Source organism: Kitasatospora sp. NPDC096128 (assembly GCF_040303105.1).
Lineage (GTDB): Bacteria > Actinomycetota > Actinomycetes > Streptomycetales > Streptomycetaceae > Kitasatospora.
The window spans coordinates 1-15,794 of sequence record NZ_JBEOSP010000024.1 but is presented as its reverse complement, the minus strand read 5'-3'; the positions used below and the strand labels follow the sequence as shown (position 1 = coordinate 15,794).

The 15,794-nt window shown below is 72.9% G+C and carries 14 protein-coding genes; 10 read left to right on the top strand and 4 right to left on the bottom strand.

The genetic code is table 11. The annotated features are described in order from the left end of the window. Positions 1-84: 84 nt before the first annotated feature. Positions 85-531, top strand: a complete 447-nt coding sequence (locus tag ABTY61_RS25190; protein ID WP_350507326.1) for an Lrp/AsnC family transcriptional regulator — start codon at positions 85-87, stop codon at positions 529-531. 76 nt (positions 532-607) lie between these two features. Here ABTY61_RS25190 and ABTY61_RS25185 read toward each other — a convergent pair whose 3' ends face one another. Next, complete coding sequence (locus ABTY61_RS25185) at positions 608-1,192, bottom strand: TetR/AcrR family transcriptional regulator (RefSeq protein ID WP_350507325.1); 585 nt, start codon at positions 1,190-1,192, stop codon at positions 608-610. Positions 1,193-1,320: 128 nt separating this feature from the next. On the opposite strand from ABTY61_RS25185, the gene ABTY61_RS25180 reads away from it, so the two are divergent. The 3 genes from ABTY61_RS25180 (at position 1,321) to ABTY61_RS25170 (ending at position 6,123) form a co-directional block, all read left to right on the top strand. Further along, entirely contained in the window at positions 1,321-2,598 is a 1,278-nt protein-coding gene (locus tag ABTY61_RS25180) for a putative hexosyltransferase (RefSeq protein ID WP_350507324.1), read from the top strand. A gap of 171 nt (positions 2,599-2,769) precedes the next feature. Continuing rightward, positions 2,770-4,470: a phenylacetic acid degradation protein PaaN gene (gene paaN, locus ABTY61_RS25175; RefSeq protein ID WP_350507323.1), complete on the top strand. Its 1,701-nt coding sequence runs from the start codon at positions 2,770-2,772 to the stop codon at positions 4,468-4,470. A 156-nt stretch (positions 4,471-4,626) separates the two neighbouring features. Then, entirely contained in the window at positions 4,627-6,123 is a 1,497-nt protein-coding gene (locus ABTY61_RS25170; protein ID WP_350507322.1) for an FAD-dependent monooxygenase, read from the top strand. A 74-nt stretch (positions 6,124-6,197) separates the two neighbouring features. On the opposite strand, the gene ABTY61_RS25165 is transcribed toward ABTY61_RS25170, so the two are convergent. Further along, the gene (locus tag ABTY61_RS25165) at positions 6,198-6,764 is read right to left on the bottom strand and encodes a CGNR zinc finger domain-containing protein (RefSeq protein ID WP_350507321.1); all 567 of its coding nucleotides are present in this window, start codon (positions 6,762-6,764) and stop codon (positions 6,198-6,200) included. A gap of 260 nt (positions 6,765-7,024) precedes the next feature. On the opposite strand from ABTY61_RS25165, the gene ABTY61_RS25160 reads away from it, so the two are divergent. The 5 genes from ABTY61_RS25160 to ABTY61_RS25140 all read left to right on the top strand — a co-directional run bounded on the left by ABTY61_RS25160 (position 7,025) and on the right by ABTY61_RS25140 (position 13,516). Further along, positions 7,025-9,196, top strand: a complete 2,172-nt coding sequence (locus ABTY61_RS25160) for a protease pro-enzyme activation domain-containing protein (protein ID WP_350507320.1) — start codon at positions 7,025-7,027, stop codon at positions 9,194-9,196. Between the two features lie 301 nt (positions 9,197-9,497). Beyond that, positions 9,498-10,535, top strand: a complete 1,038-nt coding sequence (locus tag ABTY61_RS25155) for an XRE family transcriptional regulator (RefSeq protein WP_350507319.1) — start codon at positions 9,498-9,500, stop codon at positions 10,533-10,535. Positions 10,536-10,724: 189 nt separating this feature from the next. Next, positions 10,725-11,195 carry a VOC family protein gene (locus tag ABTY61_RS25150; RefSeq protein WP_350507318.1) on the top strand — a complete coding sequence of 157 codons (471 nt, stop codon included), beginning with the start codon at positions 10,725-10,727 and terminating at the stop codon, positions 11,193-11,195. Between the two features lie 7 nt (positions 11,196-11,202). After that, positions 11,203-12,105 (top strand): pyridoxamine 5'-phosphate oxidase family protein, encoded by a 903-nt coding sequence (locus tag ABTY61_RS25145; protein WP_350507317.1) that lies wholly within the window; start codon positions 11,203-11,205, stop codon positions 12,103-12,105. A gap of 166 nt (positions 12,106-12,271) precedes the next feature. Then, positions 12,272-13,516, top strand: a complete 1,245-nt coding sequence (locus tag ABTY61_RS25140; RefSeq protein WP_350507316.1) for a peptidoglycan-binding protein — start codon at positions 12,272-12,274, stop codon at positions 13,514-13,516. Positions 13,517-13,556: 40 nt separating this feature from the next. On the opposite strand, the gene ABTY61_RS25135 is transcribed toward ABTY61_RS25140, so the two are convergent. Both ABTY61_RS25135 and ABTY61_RS25130 read right to left on the bottom strand, forming a co-directional pair. Continuing rightward, the gene (locus ABTY61_RS25135) at positions 13,557-14,300 is read right to left on the bottom strand and encodes a TrmH family RNA methyltransferase (RefSeq protein WP_350507315.1); all 744 of its coding nucleotides are present in this window, start codon (positions 14,298-14,300) and stop codon (positions 13,557-13,559) included. A gap of 5 nt (positions 14,301-14,305) precedes the next feature. Beyond that, positions 14,306-14,941: a TetR family transcriptional regulator gene (locus ABTY61_RS25130; protein ID WP_350507314.1), complete on the bottom strand. Its 636-nt coding sequence runs from the start codon at positions 14,939-14,941 to the stop codon at positions 14,306-14,308. A gap of 101 nt (positions 14,942-15,042) precedes the next feature. On the opposite strand from ABTY61_RS25130, the gene ABTY61_RS25125 reads away from it, so the two are divergent. Further along, entirely contained in the window at positions 15,043-15,708 is a 666-nt protein-coding gene (locus ABTY61_RS25125) for a hypothetical protein (RefSeq protein ID WP_350507313.1), read from the top strand. Positions 15,709-15,794: the final 86 nt, after the last annotated feature.

Below are 15,794 nucleotides of genomic sequence, written 5' to 3'. Positions count from 1 at the left end.
GTGGTGGACATTCGGCCCGAGTGGCGGTCGACTGGTGGCAGTGTGTCCAATCGGCGAGGGTGGGGGGTCATGTCGGCTGAACAGATGTCCAGACTCGACCGGGTCGACCGGGCGATCCTGCGGCTGCTGCAGCAGGACGGTCGAGCCTCGATCCGCTCGGTGGCCGAGCGGGTGCACGTGTCCCGGGCCAATGCGTACGCCCGGATCTCCAGGATGGTCGAGGACGGCATCATTCGCGGCTTCACCGCCCGGGTGGACCACGAACGGGCAGGTCAGGGCGCGTCCGCGTACATCACCCTGAAAATCGTCCAGAACTCCTGGCGGACCGTGCGCGAGCAGCTGCTGGCACTCCCCGGGGTCGCCCACATCGCCCTGGTCGGCGGGGACTTCGACGTCCTGCTGCTGGTGCACACCGCCGACAACCACGCCCTGCGGGACTTGGTCCTCAACCGGATCCAGTCCATTCCACAGGTGCTCGGCACACAAACCATGCTGGTGTTCGAGGAGACCGACCAAGTGCCCCCTGATTAGGCGCCCTCATCAGGCGCGGCCCGGGGCGCGCCCGTGAGGGTCAGCGCGCCCGTGTGGGCCAGCGCGCCCGTGTGGGTCAGCGCGCCCGCAGCCCGTCGAAGGCCAGGTGCACCACGGCGTCCGCGACCCCGTCGGCCGCCTTCAACCCCGGCCGGTACCACTCCACGATCGAGTTGATCATCCCGAACAGCAGCCGGGTGGCCAGCCGCGGCTCCACGTCCCCGCGCAGCGAGCCGTCCGCGACGGCCGCCCGCACCAGCTCCGCCACCTGGTGGTCGAAGTCCCGCCGCCGCTCCAGCGCCCACAGCTCGGTGGCCGTGTTGCCGCGCACCCGCAGCAGCAGCGTCACGTACGGCAGCTCCGCCAGCAGCACCTCCGCGGTGCGCCGCACCACGTGCTCCAGCCGCTCCACCGCCGGGCCCGTCACCGCCTCCGGCTCGGCCAGGATCGCGAACAGCCCGTCCAGCGCCCGCCCGACGGCCAGCCGCAGCAACTCCTCCTTGCCGCGGACGTGGTGGTAGATCGAGGACTTGGAGATCCCGGCGGCCCGGGAGAGGTCCTCCATCGACGTGCCGTCGTATCCGCGCTCGTTGAACACGTCGACGGTCACCGCGAGCAGTGACTCGACGGTGTAGGCGGTGCGCGTGGTGTGATCGGCCATCCTCCGAGTATCCCCGGCCGCCCGACGGGGTACGCGATCGGGTCCGGCCGGTCCACACCGGCCGCAGGGCGAACCGCCTAGAATCTCCGGACGATCGTCCACGTCCAGCAGGCTGGGGTCCGCAGCTGATGAACGCAATACCGGCAGTCTCCTCCGACCTGCCCGAGGACGTGCCCGAGCAGCGCACCGAGGAGCCGGCGGGCGGCCCCCGCACCTGGCAGGAGCGCGCCCAGGCCCTGGTGGTGCGGTTCGGACCGGCCGTGTGGTGCTACGCGGTGCTCAAGCTGATCGGCTTCACCGTCTTCATGAAGCTGCTCTCCTTCGGCGGCGACTACGCCAAGAAGCCGGCCCGGTTCGGCGGCGGCACCAACCCCTGGGACGTGCTGGCCAGCTGGGACGGCTGGTGGTACCAGCAGGTCGCCCAGTTCGGCTACCACCCGGCACTGATCCCGATCCCGGGCGGCCAGCCGGGCTTCACCATCGAGCAGAACTCGGCCGCCTTCTTCCCGCTCTACCCCGGCCTGATGCGGCTGACCTCGGACGTCACCGGCCTCGGCCTGTACGGCGCCGGGATGCTGGTCTCGGTGCTGGCCTCGCTGTTCGCCGCGGCCGGGATCTACGCCGTGGTGGACAAGCTGTCCGGCCCCCGGGCGGGCGTGATCGCGGCCGGGATCTGGGCGATCGCCCCCGGCTCAGGCGCCGAGTGGGCGGTCTACTCGGACTCGCTGTTCGTCGCGCTGGCCGCCTGGGCCTGCTACTTCACGATGACCAGGCAGTGGGTCGCGGCCGGGGCGATCACCCTGGTCGCCGGGCTCAACCGGCCGACCTCGGCGGCGCTGATCGGCGCCGTCGGCCTGGCCGCGCTGGTCGAGCTGTACCGGCGGGAGAGCGGGGTGCTGCGCCCGCTGGCCGGGATGCTGCTGGCCCCGCTGGGCCTGCTCGGCTACGTGGCCTGGGTGGGCTGGAAGACCGGCGAGTGGGGCGGCTACTTCCGGATCCAGCACGACGCCTGGCTGCACTACTTCGACGGCGGCCAGGGCACCTGGCAGGCGATCCGCGGGGTGCTGCTGGGCCGCAACGACTACCCCTTCGCGTTCCCGGTGCCGGACCTGCTGGCCACCCTGATCGTGTTCAGCCTGCCGGTGCTGATCGTGCTGCTGGTCCGGCTGCGCCCGCCGCTGGTGCTGACCGCCTACACCCTGGCCACGATCGTCTCGGTGCTCGGCAGCCTGGGCATCTTCGGCAACGTCTCGCGCTACCTGCTGCCGGCGTTCCCGCTGTTCATCGCGCTGGCGGTGGGGATGCGCAAGCTCAGCTGGCCGGTGCTGGCGACCGTCCTGGGGACGGGCGCGGTCGCCTCCGGCTGGTACGCCGGGTACGTGATCTTCGAGCTGGGCGTGCCGTAGCCCGGCCGACCCGGGCCGACCCGGGCCGGCAGCATCGAGCAGGGGGCGCGTCCGACCGGGACGCGCCCCCTCGCCGTATCCGCCGGAATCCGTCCCCCGCACCCTCTTGAGCCGACCGATCGTTCGGTTACTCTGTGACGTGTCCCGTCCTCCCCTCTGAGGAGCGCACAGATGCCCGCAGCGGTCACCCACCCCCTCGTCGGCGAGCTGGTCGAGCGCCACCAGGCCACCCTGGACGCCGCGCTCGCCGCCGCCGCGAAGCGCGACTACTGGTCCGCCTACCCCGAGTTCCCGAAGGCCTACGGCGAGACCGGCCCGGCCGACGGCAAGGCCGCCTTCGACGCCCTCCTCGGCAAGCCCTTCGTCCTCGCCGGCCACCCCGGCGACGGCGACCAGGTCGGTGGCGAGGCCTCCCCGTACGGCGTCGAGCTGGGCATCACCTACCCGCACGCCGACCCGGACGCGCTGATCGCCGCGCTGAGCGCCGCCCGGCCCGGCTGGGCCGCCGCCTCCCCGCTGGAGCGCGCCGCCGTCTGCCTGGAGATCCTGCACCGGATCAACGCCCGCTCCCACGAGTTCGCCCAGGCCGTCATGCACACCACCGGCCAGGCCTACGGGATGGCCTTCCAGGCCGGCGGACCGCACGCCCAGGACCGCGGCCTGGAGGCCGTCGCCTACGCGTACGCCGAGCAGACCCGGCTGCCGCGGCAGGCCGGCTGGACCAAGCCCCAGGGCAAGCGCGAGCCGCTGGTGATGACCAAGGAGTTCACCGTCGTCCCGCGCGGCCTCGCCCTGCTGATCGGCTGCAACACCTTCCCCACCTGGAACGGCTACCCCGGCCTGTTCGCCTCGCTGGCCACCGGCAACCCGGTGCTGGTCAAGCCGCACCCGCGGGCCGTGCTCCCGCTCGCCCTGACCGTCGCCGTCGCCCGCGAGGTGCTCGCCGAGGCCGGCTTCGACGCCGACCTGGTCTGCCTGGCCGCCGAGCACGAGGGCGGCACCGTCGCCGCGACCCTCGCGGTCCGCCCCGAGATCAAGATGATCGACTACACCGGCTCCACCTCCTTCGGCGACTGGCTGGAGGAGAACGCCAAGCAGGCCCAGGTCTACACCGAGAAGGCCGGCGTGAACGCCGTCGTGATCGACTCCACCGACGACTACAAGGGCATGCTGGGCAACCTGGCCTTCGCCCTCTCGCTCTACAGCGGCCAGATGTGCACCACCCCGCAGAACGTGCTGATCCCGCGCGGCGGCATCAGCACCGACCAGGGCGACAAGTCCTACGACCAGGTCGTCACCGACCTCGCCGCCGCCATCGAGGGCCTGCTCTCCGACGACGCCCGCGCCGCCGCCATCCTCGGCGCCGTGGTCAACCCGGGTGTGCTGCAGCGCTCGGCCGCCGCGGCCGGCGGCGAGTACGGCGAGGTCGCCCTCGCCCCGCGCGCGGTGGTCTCGCCCGACTTCCCCGGCGCGACCGTCCGCACCCCGGCGCTGGTCAAGCTCGACGCCGACAAGCCGGACGACCGCTCGGTCTTCCGCACCGAGTGCTTCGGCCCGGTGTCCTTCGCCGTCGCCGTCGAATCCACTCCCGCCGCCGTGGAGTTGCTGCGCACCACGGTCCGCGAGAAGGGCGCCATGACGGCCTCCGGCTACACCACCTCGCCCGAGGTGGAGGCCCTGCTGGTCGAGGCCGCGCTGGACTCCGGCGTCTCGCTCTCGCTCAACCTCACCGGCGGCGTCTACCCCAACCAGACCGCCGCCTTCTCCGACCTCCACGGCACCGGCGCCAACCCGGCCGCCAACTCCGCGTACTGCGACGGCGCCTTCGTCGCCAACCGGTTCCGCACGGTGGAGATCCGCCGCCACAGCTGAGCCGGACCACCGCACCCTCGGGATCCGGTCCCCCGGTCGGCCATCGGCCACCGGGGGACCGGCGGTTCACAGCTCCACCCGCGCCCGGGATGATGGAGGCTGGGAGAGCGCCGGAAACGGCGTCCAACCGCCCTCCGAACAACGGGAGCTGAATACATGGCCGTGAAGCCGACGACCGAAACCGACGTCATCATCGTCGGGGCCGGACCGACCGGACTGCTGCTGGCCGGCGACCTCGCCGCCGCCGGGGTCGGCGTCACCGTCCTGGAGAAGCGCGGCACGGAGTCCAACCTCACCAGGGCCTTCGCCGTGCACGCCCGCAGCCTGGAGCTGCTGGACGCCCGGGGCCTCGCCGAGGAACTCATCGCCACCGGCCGCCCGCTCAGCGGACTGACGATGTTCAACCGGGTCGCCATCGACCTCAGCACGCTGCCCAGCCGCTTCCCGTTCGTCCTGATCACCCCGCAGTACAACGTCGAACGGGTGCTCCAGGAACGCGCCGAGCGGGCCGGCGCCGTGATCCTGCGCGGCGCCGAGGTCACCGGACTGCGCCAGGACGCCGAGGGCGTCACCCTGGAGACCGGCGACGGCGGGAGCCACCGGGCCCGCTACGCGGTCGGCACCGACGGCGTCCGCTCCGCCGTCCGCGAGCTGCTCGGCATCGACTTCCCCGGCGAGTCCGTGGTCGACTCCGTGATGCTCGCCGACGTCCGGCTGGAGCGCGAACCCGCCGACGCGATCGCCGTGGGCGCCAACAAGGCCGGCTTCTCCTTCGTCGCCCCGTTCGGCGACGGCTGGTACCGGGTCATCGCCTGGGACCGCAACGAGCCGCAGCCCGACGGCGCCACCCCCACCCCCGAGCAGCTCACCGCGGTCGTCCAGGCCACCCAGGGCGAGGACTACGGACTCCACGACGTCCGCTGGAGCTCCACCTTCCACAGCGACGAGCGCCAGGCCCCCAACTACCGCTCCGGGCGGGTCTTCCTGGCCGGCGACGCCGCCCACTGCCACTCCCCGGCCGGCGGCCAGGGCATGAACACCGGCCTCCAGGACGCCGCCAACCTCTCCTGGAAGTTCGCCGCCGCCCTCCGGGGCCGGGCCACCGACGCACTGCTGGACACCTACCAGACCGAGCGGCACCCGGTCGGCAGGACGGTGCTGCGCACCTCCGGCACGCTGATCCGGCTCGCCCTCGCCGAGTCCGCCCCCACCCGGGCCCTGCGCGGCGCGCTCACCGCCATCGGCGGCCACCTCGACCTGCTGACCGAGCGCGGCGCCCGCATGGTCTCCGGCATCGAGATCTCCTACCCGGCCCCCAAGGGCGCCCACCCGCAGGTCGGCAAGCGCGTCCCGGACCTCCGGCTGACCGCCCTCAGCAAGCCCGCCGAGGGCGACCCGGCCGCCCCCGAGCGGCTCTACGAGGCGCTGCGCGCCGGAAAGTTCGTCCTGGTCAGCAACGACGAACTGGCCGCCACCGCCCCCTGGGCCGACCGCCTGGTCTCCGCCGCCCCCGCCGACCCGCACGGCAAGCTGGCCGACACCGTCCTGCTGATCCGCCCCGACGGCTACACCGCCTGGGCCGCCGTCGACCCCGGCCAGGCCGAACTCCGCGAAGCCCTCACCACCTGGCTGGGCGCCCCCGCGGAGGCCTGACCGGACACCCCGGACGAATGGTCGGCGGGTGCGGCGTCCGTGCCGCACCCGCCGACCATTCATTCGGTCGTCGGTTAACCCCGGGCCTTCACATAGTGCCGCGCCGCCTTCGCCCGGTTCCCGCAGACAGCCATCCGGCACCACCGCCGGCGCCCGTTCTGCGAAGTGTCGAAGAAATGCAGAATGCACGCCTCGTGTGCGCACTGCTTCACCCGGTGGACCCCCTGTGCGAGCAGCCCGAGGAAGTCGTCCGCCGCCAGCCAGGGCGCCAGCCACTCCGGCCGGTCGGTCTCGACCCGCTCCTCGGCCCCGGTCGGCCCGGCCGTCCGCCGGATCCGCCCGTGAGCCAGCACCGCGTCCAGCCCGTCCCGCGCCTCCGCTCCCAACTCGCCCTGCCCGCGCACGTCCTGGGCCGCCAGCAGGATCGCCTCGCGGGTCTGCCGGATGGCCGTCAGCCCGGCATCGTCGGCCGCGCAGCGCCCGGTCAGCCCGTTGGAGGAGAGCCAGATCCCGTACTGCTCCACGTCGGCGAGCGCGTCGTTGACGGGCGTTCCGGCCCAGCGGGTGTTGAGCAGGTCGAGCGCGAGGGGCTCGCCGATCAGCGGTCGGTGGTCCCTCGGATCCGGCATCAGCTCAGTCATCGCTCTCCCTCGGCTCGGCCCGATTCTACGTCCGGTCCCGGCGCCGGGAATTGGTATGGACCGTCCCCGGAATTCCGGCCATTCACTGTATGGAATCCCCGGCTTTCCACGCCTCCACAGTTGACTGTTTTTTAGCAATCGATTGCCGGACCATGATCCACTGCACCGATCCGCTCTGACATGTTCTAGCCAGCGTTTCTGAACCCCTCGGAACGCCTTGCCCCTTGCCGACTCCCCACAGTCGGCCGGAGGAGGATCCGTTGCGCCACCGTTCCCTCGCCATCGCCGCGGCGATAGCCGTCCTGCCGCTGACCGCCGTCTCGCTCGGCGTCTCCACCGCACAGGCCGCCAGCACCCCCAACGCCGCCCCGCGCGTCGCCCTGCCGAACACCGTGAACCCCGCGGTCGCCCACTCGGAGAAGAAGGGTGACGTCCCGGCCGAGCAGCAGATCTCGGTGTCCGTCAGCCTGAAGCTGCGTGACGCCGCCGCGCTGGACCGCTTCCTCGGCGCGGTCGCCACCCCCGGCACCCCCGAGTACGGGCGGTACCTGACGCCCGAGCAGTTCACCGCCCGGTTCGGCCCGACCGAGCAGGACGTCCAGCAGGTCAAGGCGTACCTCGCCGCCCAGGGCCTGACGGTCAGCGGCGTCAGCGCCAACCGCCAGGTGGTCGACGCCCACGGCACCACCGCGCAGGTCTCGCAGGCCTTCGGCACCCACGAGAGCTCCTACGTGGACCCGCAGCAGCAGCGCACCTTCTTCGCCAACGACGACGCCGCCTCGATCCCCGCCGACCTGGCCACCGTGGTCCAGGGCGTCAGCGGCCTGGACGACCACGCGGTGCGCAAGAACCACCTGGCCGCGCCGCACTCGGTCACCCCGAACGCCGCCACCGCCACCCCGCGCGGCATGAGCCCGGCCCAGTACCAGGGCGCCTACAACCTGGACAAGACCGGCGCCGACGGCACCGGCACCACGGTCGCGCTCTGGGAGTTCGACGGCTACAAGTCCTCCGACCTCACCAGCTACGACGCCCAGTACGGCCTGACCGGCCCGGCCGTCAGCACCGTGTCGGTGGACGGCGCCAACTACGACTCCGCGCCCGGCCAGGGCATCGGCGAGGTCGAGCTGGACAGCGAGATCGTCCGCGGCGCGGCCCCCAAGGCCACCCAGCTGGTCTACGAGGCCCCCAACAACGACCAGGGCGAGATCGACATGGCCAACAAGATCGTGGCCGACAACAAGGCCACGGTCATCTCGATCTCCTGGGGCTCCTGCGAGCCGGACACCACCGCCTCCTCGATGACGGCCGTCGACAACGCCTTCAAGCAGGCCGCCGCCCAGGGCATCTCGATCTTCTCCGCCTCCGGCGACGACGGCTCCCGCGACTGCACCCGCTCCACCAGCGGCGCCACCGTGAAGTCGGTCGACTTCCCGGCCTCCAGCCCGCACCAGACCGGCGTCGGCGGCACCAACCTCCAGGTCACCGGTGGCAACGGCTACTCCTCGGAGAGCGCCTGGAGCACCGCCGGCGGCGGCGTCTCCACCGTGTTCGCCAAGCCGAGCTGGCAGACCGGCACCGGGATCAACGGCACCATGCGCACCGTCCCGGACGTCTCCTCCAACGCCGACCCGCAGAGCGGCTTCGCGGTCTACACCGGCGGCGCCTGGCAGGTCATCGGCGGCACCAGCGCGGCCGCCCCGCTGTGGTCCGGCTACGCGGCCCAGTTCAACCAGAAGGCCAAGGCCGCCGGGCAGCCCGCCCTCGGCGAGGCCGCCCCCAAGCTGTACACGGTCGCCAACAGCAGCAGCTACGGCAGCACCTTCCACGACGTGACCACCGGCGCCAACCAGGACTACGCGGCCGGCACCGGCTACGACCAGGTCACCGGCTGGGGCAGCCCGGTCGCCGACGCCCTGACCACCGCCCTGCTCGGCGGCTCCACCACCGGCGGCACCACCCCGCCGCCCGCCGGCGGCTGCACCGCCGCCCAGCTGATCGGCAACGGCGGCTTCGAGAGCGGCACCGCCCCGTGGACCGCCTCCTCCGGCGTGATCACCGACAACGCCTCCCAGCCCGCCCACTCCGGCTCCTGGAAGGCCTGGCTGGACGGCTACGGCAGCACCCACACCGACACCCTGTCCCAGACCGTCTCCGTCCCGGCCGGCTGCGCCTCCGCGACCCTGACCTTCTGGCTGCACGTCGACACCGCGGAGACCGGCGGCACCCCGTACGACACGCTGACCCTGAAGGCGGGCGGCAGCACGCTCAAGACCTGGTCGAACACGGACGCGGCCACCGGCTACGTGCAGCAGACCGTGGACCTGACCCCCTTCGCCGGCCAGAGCGTGAACCTGACCTTCACCGGCACCGAGGACGGTTCCAACCAGACCAGCTTCGTGATCGACGACGTCGCCCTGAACGTCAAGTGATCACCGGCAGGTAGCACCACCCAGACCCCCGCCGGGGCGGCGCCGACGAAGGCCCGCCCCGGCGGTGTCCGTTTCCGCCCGGTTCCGCCCGCTCCGGCGGCCCGGGTTCCGGTCATGTTTCCGGACTGTTTCAAGATCGATAACCATCCGGTCCACCGCCCGTGACCACTGTCATACGCACGACTGATGACGTAGCCTCTCGACCGTGCATAGGGTTCCCCAAAGCTCGGTGAAGCCGCTGACGGCGCGCCCCGGCGCCGACCAGGTGCCGCCGAACTCACCTGGTGGGGAGAGTCACCGCATGGCCGCACAGCAGCCTCAGGACGCCGCGCGGCTGCGGCTGGTCGGATCGCGCACGGAGCGCCCCGACCCGCCCGCCCCGGCGCCCGTCCCGAATCCCCCTCCGACCCCGACGGCCCCCGTGCCGTCCGCCGGCCGCCCCGCCCCGCCCGGCGGCTTCGCGGACTCCCTGCACCTGGCGATCGAGGCCAGCGGCCTCAGCCTGGACCGGATCCGCGCCGCCCTGGCCCAACGCGGAGTCAGGGTCAGTGTCACGACGCTGAGTTACTGGCGCCGCGGCCGCAGCCAGCCCGAACGGGCCAGCTCGCTGCGCGCCGTGCACCTGCTGGAGGAACTGCTCGGCCTGCCGCACAGCGCGCTCTCCTCGCTGCTCGGCCCGCCCCGCCCGCGCGGCCGCTGGGCCGCCGCCGCCAACACCCTCCACCTCGGGCTGGAGGACGTCTGGCCGGGCGAGGTGGACATCGCCGCGATCTTCACCGAGCTGGACGCCCCGCCGGCCGGCGAGCTGGAGCGGCTCAGCATCCACGACTCGTACTACGTGGACGCCGAGCGGCGCGCCAACCTGCTGCGGATGCGCCAGGTGGTGCGCGCCACGGTCGGCGGCGTCGGCCGCTGCCTGGTGGTGCACAAGGCCGACGAGGAGGCGACCGGCTGCCCGGAGATCACTTCGGTGCGGCACGGCCGGCTCGGCCGGGTCCGCCGCCGCCCGGAGATCGGGCTGACCGTCGCCGAGCTGATGCTGGACCGCCCGCTCGGGCTCGGCGACAGCACGGTCTTCGAGTACGAGGTGGAGATCCCGCCGGGCGGCCCGACCATGGAGTACAGCCGCCGCTTCGCCACCACGGTGCGCGAGTACGTGCTCCAGGTGCACTTCGACCCGGCGGCCGTCCCGGTGCACTGCGAGCGCTACGACCGCGAGCCGGGCGCCGACGTCGACCACCGCCGCGAGCAGCTGTGGATCGGCGCCTCGGCGAGCGCGCACGTCCTGGCTCCCGACCAGCAGCCGGGCCACATCGGCATCCGCTGGGAGTGGCCGTAGTCCCACCCCACCCACGAGAGAGCCCCGCCGGACCCCACGGTCCGACGGGGCTCTTGCATTTCCCCTCCCCGAAACCTAACCCCTCCACCCGAATACACCGGTTGACTCCCCGTCACCTAACCCATAGCCTCATCCATACAGGTTAGGCAAAAAGCCTCGCCGGAAGCCCAGCCCAGGGAGTGACCAGGCATGTCCAGCACCACCGCGCTCCGCACCCTGCAGACCGGCCACGTGGGCCTGAACGTCACCGACCTCGACCGCTCGGTCGACTTCTACCGGGCCGTCCTCGGCCTCCAGCTCACCGCCCGGGGCACCGACCCGGATCGCCGCTACGCCATGCTCGGCCGGGACGGGCGCCTGGTGCTCACCCTCTGGCAGCAGAGCACCGGCACCTTCTCCACCACCACGCCCGGGCTGCACCACCTCTCCTTCGAGGTGGAGGGCCTCGACGAGGTCCGCGCCACCGAGGACCTGCTGCGCGCCCTGGGCGCCGAGTTCGCCTACGACGGCGTCGTCCCGCACGGCGAGGGCTCCGCCTCCGGCGGCATCTTCTTCAGCGACCCGGACGGCATCCGGCTGGAGGTCTACACCCGCACCGGAGTGGACGAGACCACCGCCGAGGCCCCCCACACCGACGCCCCGACCTGCGGCTTCTTCTAGGAACGCGATGACCACCGCCAGCACGCCCTACCACCCCGGCGAGCGGACCGCCCAGGCCCGCGCCGGGGTGACCGACCGGGCCGACCACGCCGGACGGTCGATCCGCAGCACCATCCCCGCGGTGGCCGCCCGCTTCCTGACCGAGCGGCGGACGCTGGTGGTCGGCGCCGCCGACCCCGACGGCCGGGTCTGGGCGACCCAGCTGTCCGGCCCGGCCGGCTTCCTGCGGGCCACCGACGAGCACACCATGACGATCGCCGCCCGCCCCGCCGAGGCCGATCCGCTGGCCGAGGCACTGGCCCGCCCGGCGCAGCTCGGCACCATCGCCCTGGACCCGGCCGGCCGCCGCCGGATGCGGCTCAACGGCCGCTCCGCCCCGGACGGCCGGGGCGGGCTGGTGGTCCACGCCGAGGAGGTGGTGTCCAACTGCCCGAAGTACATCCAGCGCCGCACCCCGCTGGACCGTCCGGGCGCGGGCGCGCCCCGCACGGTCGCCGAGGGCACGGTCCTGTCCACGGCGCAGCAGCTGGCCGTGGCCACCTCCGACACCTTCTTCATCGCCACCACCGGCCCCGACGGCCGGGTGGACGCCTCGCACCGCGGCGGCTTCCCGGGCTTCCTGGAGCCGGTCGGACCGGACACCGTCCGCTGGCCCGAGTACCGCGGCAACAGCATGTTCCTGACCCTCGGGAACCTGGAGCTGGACCCGCGGGCCGGGCTGCTGCTGCCCGACTGGGAGACCGGCGGGGCCCTGCTGATCACCGGCGAGGCCCGCACCGACTGGTCCGAGCAGGCCGGCCCCGGCGTCGAGCGAACGGTCGAACTGACCGTCACCGGAGTACGCGAACTCGCCGACGCCACCCCGCTGACCTGGACCGACCCCGAGTACTCGCCCGCCATCCCGCGCTGATCACCCATCAGGTTCGTACCGCTACTACCTGCTCCGCCGGAGCCCCGCCACACCCCGGAGCCGAACGGTCGTCACCCTCCCGGCCCAACCCGCCGCGCCGCACCCCGCCCGCTTTGGGACTTTGGTCCCGATGACACGCGGAGCCGGACCGGGAACGAGGCGGAGCATGACCCTTACCGACACCCTGATCGACTTCGACGAGGTCGAACCGGCGGAGGACTGCATATGCGGGGGCTGCAACGCCCGCCGCCGCGCCCGGCTGCACGCCGCCTCGGCCCGCAGCGTCCGCCGCCGGGCCGCCGTGCTGATGGCCGCCGTCGGCACCGCGATGGCCGGCGGCACCGCCGCCGCGGCCGAGCCCACCCCGGGCGGCAGCAGCACCACCCAGCCCCCGCAGACCCCCCAGGGCGAGGCCGGCGGCCTCTACGGCCGCGCCTTCGCCGCCCCGCGCCTCGCCGCCCAGCCCGTCACCCGGGCCCAGGTCATCCAGCGCGCCCAGGCCTGGGTCGACCAGTCGGTGCCGTACAGCATGGGCCGCTACTGGTCGGACGGCTACCGCCAGGACTGCTCCGGCTTCGTCTCGATGGCCTGGGGCCTCGGCAGCAGCCAGACCACCTGGACCCTGCCGAACTTCGCCGAGCGGATCAACCGCGACGACCTCCAGCCCGGCGACGCGCTGATCTACAACAACCCGGCCAACCCCCAGGCCGGTTCGCACGTGACGATCTTCGGCGGCTGGACGGACTCCTCCCGCACCCGCTACGTCGCCTACGAGCAGACCTCCCCCGGCACCAAGAGGCGCTCCACCCCGTACGCCTACTGGAACAACTCCGGCGGCTACGTCCCGTACCGCTACACCGGCCTGTCCGGCGGGAGCAACGACACCGCGAACGCCTTCCCGGGCACCGACAAGTTCGGCCCCGGCGCGAACAACGGCTACGTCACCAGGCTCGGCCAGATGCTGGTGCAGCGCGGCGGCTCCCGCTTCTACACCGAAGGCCCCGACCCCCGCTGGGGCGACGCCGACCGCAAGGCCACCCAGGCCTTCCAACTCGCCCAGGGCTGGCGAGGCCCCGAAGCCGACGGCCTCCCGGGCAAGGACACCTGGGACTTCCTGGTCAACAACAAGGGCCGCAACATCCCCGCCACCCCCCTGCCTCCCCCGCCGCCCCCCACCACCTTCCCGGGCCCCCAGTACTTCGCCCCCGGCCGGACCAACGACCACGTCCGCCGACTCGGCGAGCAACTGGTCCGCAAGGGCTTCGGCGGCTCCTACACCGAAGGCCCCGGCCCCCGCTGGACGGAGGCCGACCGCAGAGCGACCCAGGCCTTCCAACTCGCCCAGGGCTGGCAGGGCCCCGAAGCCGACGGCTACCCCGGCCCCGACACCTGGCGCGCCCTCTTCGGCTGACCCTCCCCGCCGGGGCGCCGCCGCGCCCCGGCACAGCCCGTCAACGCCTGCCCGACATCCAGTGGAACAACCCCATCGCCACACTCGTCGCCAGGTTGAAGCTGGACACCCCCGCCTGCATCGGCACCGCGACCAACCGGTCGGCCCGCTCCTTGAGCTCCGCCGAGACCCCGTGCCGCTCGGTACCGAAGGCGAGCAGCGCGTCGTCCGGGAACGGCAGGTCCCGGATGTCGACGCCCTCCGGGTCCAACACGTACAACGGCCCGGCCGGCAGCTCCGGCAGACTCACCCGCTCCACCGCGGTGGCGAAGTGCAGCCCCGCACTGCCCCGCAGCACGGTCGGGTGCCAGGGATCCAACTCGCCCGTGGTCACCACCCCGGTCGCCCCGAACCCGGCCGCCAGCCGGATCACCGCCCCGACGTTCCCCAGGTTCCGCGGATTCTCCAGCACCACCACCGGAGCCCGCCGCGGCAGCAACCCCAACGCCGCCCGGTTGGCCTCGACGGACGGCCGCACCGCCAGGGCAACCACCCCGGTCGGATGCAACCGCGGCGCCAACCCCCGCAACCGCTCCTCCGTCACCTCCACCGCCAGCACGTCCAGCGCCGGAACCACATCCGGCGCCAACTCCCCGGCCAACGCCAACAACGCCCCCCGATCCGCCGTCAGCACCCGCCGAACCTCACCCCCGAACCGCAACGCGTGCTTCAGCGGGTGGAACCCGTCCAGCAGCACCGCCCCCTGCTCGGCCGCCCGCCACTCCCGCACCAGCTCGTCGTCCATGCCGCTCACTCTCCCACCCCCGGCTCCCCGGGCCGCCCGGCCGCCGCGATCACCTCGTCGAACCCGAGCGGCACCCCCAAGGAACCCCCCGCCTCGGCCAACCCGGCCAACGCGAGATCCAGATGCCGGTGCACCAACGCCCCATCCGCGTCCAACGCCGCGAGCCCTCCCGGCAACGGCCGGGAGACCCGGACGCAGAGCAGCACCAGATCCCCCATCCCCACATCCGCCCGCACCCGCCCGGCATCCCGAGCAGCCCCCAACAGCCCCTCCACCGCCGCCACCGCCCCCCGCCGAACGGCCACCAACTCCTCATCCACCACCAGCCGTTCGAGCAACACCACGATCGCCGCCCCCATCCGCAGATCAGCCGCCGCGTGCACGAACCGGCGCAACGCCCCGTACGGATCCCCCTCCACCCGCCGCGCCTCCTCCGCAGCCTCGGTGAGCCGCCCCAGCAGATCGGTGACCAGCGCCCGCACCAACGCCTCCCGATCCGGAAACCGCCGATAGAGCGTCCCCGGCCCCACGCCCGCCCGCCGCACCACCGCATCCAGCGGGGCATCCGGCCCCCGCTCCAGGAACACCTCACACGCGGCATCCAGGATCCTGCGCCGGCTGCGCTCCGCGTCGGCCCTCATCCACAAACTCCCTAACCGGAGAAACTCTCTCCCCCTATGCTACCGTCCATCCAACCGGAGAAAATCTCTCCGCCTACCGCCCTCCCCCCAGGAGCGCCACCATGCCCATCACCCCCCTCACCATCCACACCACCCTCGACAACACCCCCCAACCCCCCGAAGCCGTCCTCACCTGGGAACTCGACCGCGCCCGCGCCGCCCTGCGCCTCCTCAAGCAGCGCCTCGGCGACGACCGCATGCGCGAGCTGCTCACCCCCGACACCACCGCCGCCGACGCCGCCCTCACCACCTGGGCCCACGCCTCCCAGGGCCGCTGGCGCACCGCCGTCACCGAACTCACCGCCACCGGCATCGACGCCGACCGCTTCCTCACCTGGTGGCAGGGCCGCCTCCAGGCCGGCGACCGCACCGCCCTGCTCGCCGCCAACCCCGAGCACTACCTCGCCGACTCCACCGGCGACCGGGTCGAGATCATCGAAACCCTCGGCACCACCCCGACCCGCTTCCTCCTCCACTTCCACGACGACGTCCCCATCACCGCCCCCGACCACGCCACCTTCCCGACCCGCATCGGCGCCACCGGCACCCTCGCCGACGGCACCGAAGTCCTCCGCGTCATGCACGAGTTCGCCGACACCCCCACCGGTCTCCGGATCCGCCTCACCGTCCAGTTCCCCGAAGCCGCCCCCGACCTCCTCCCCACCGGCCACCAGTGGCACTTCGCCTGCGAGTTCACCAACTGGCTCCAAGCCGCCCACGCCGCCTGACAGTGAGGATGTTCATGAGCGGTTCCCGGGCGGGTCTGACCCACCGCCTGACTGACCTCGGGTCCTCAACGGGATCTGTCGGCCTC

What these genes read in the sequence shown, in the direction of transcription:
- ABTY61_RS25190 (WP_350507326.1), top strand. Translation starts at nt 85, where the DNA reads ATGTCCAGACTCGACCGGGTCGACCGGGCGATCCTGCGGCTGCTGCAG.
- ABTY61_RS25185 (WP_350507325.1), bottom strand. Translation starts at nt 1,192, where the DNA reads ATGGCCGATCACACCACGCGCACCGCCTACACCGTCGAGTCACTGCTC.
- ABTY61_RS25180 (WP_350507324.1), top strand. Translation starts at nt 1,321, where the DNA reads ATGAACGCAATACCGGCAGTCTCCTCCGACCTGCCCGAGGACGTGCCC.
- paaN (WP_350507323.1), top strand. Translation starts at nt 2,770, where the DNA reads ATGCCCGCAGCGGTCACCCACCCCCTCGTCGGCGAGCTGGTCGAGCGC.
- ABTY61_RS25170 (WP_350507322.1), top strand. Translation starts at nt 4,627, where the DNA reads ATGGCCGTGAAGCCGACGACCGAAACCGACGTCATCATCGTCGGGGCC.
- ABTY61_RS25165 (WP_350507321.1), bottom strand. Translation starts at nt 6,764, where the DNA reads ATGACTGAGCTGATGCCGGATCCGAGGGACCACCGACCGCTGATCGGC.
- ABTY61_RS25155 (WP_350507319.1), top strand. Translation starts at nt 9,498, where the DNA reads ATGGCCGCACAGCAGCCTCAGGACGCCGCGCGGCTGCGGCTGGTCGGA.
- ABTY61_RS25150 (WP_350507318.1), top strand. Translation starts at nt 10,725, where the DNA reads ATGTCCAGCACCACCGCGCTCCGCACCCTGCAGACCGGCCACGTGGGC.
- ABTY61_RS25145 (WP_350507317.1), top strand. Translation starts at nt 11,203, where the DNA reads ATGACCACCGCCAGCACGCCCTACCACCCCGGCGAGCGGACCGCCCAG.
- ABTY61_RS25140 (WP_350507316.1), top strand. Translation starts at nt 12,272, where the DNA reads ATGACCCTTACCGACACCCTGATCGACTTCGACGAGGTCGAACCGGCG.
- ABTY61_RS25135 (WP_350507315.1), bottom strand. Translation starts at nt 14,300, where the DNA reads ATGGACGACGAGCTGGTGCGGGAGTGGCGGGCGGCCGAGCAGGGGGCG.
- ABTY61_RS25130 (WP_350507314.1), bottom strand. Translation starts at nt 14,941, where the DNA reads ATGAGGGCCGACGCGGAGCGCAGCCGGCGCAGGATCCTGGATGCCGCG.
- ABTY61_RS25125 (WP_350507313.1), top strand. Translation starts at nt 15,043, where the DNA reads ATGCCCATCACCCCCCTCACCATCCACACCACCCTCGACAACACCCCC.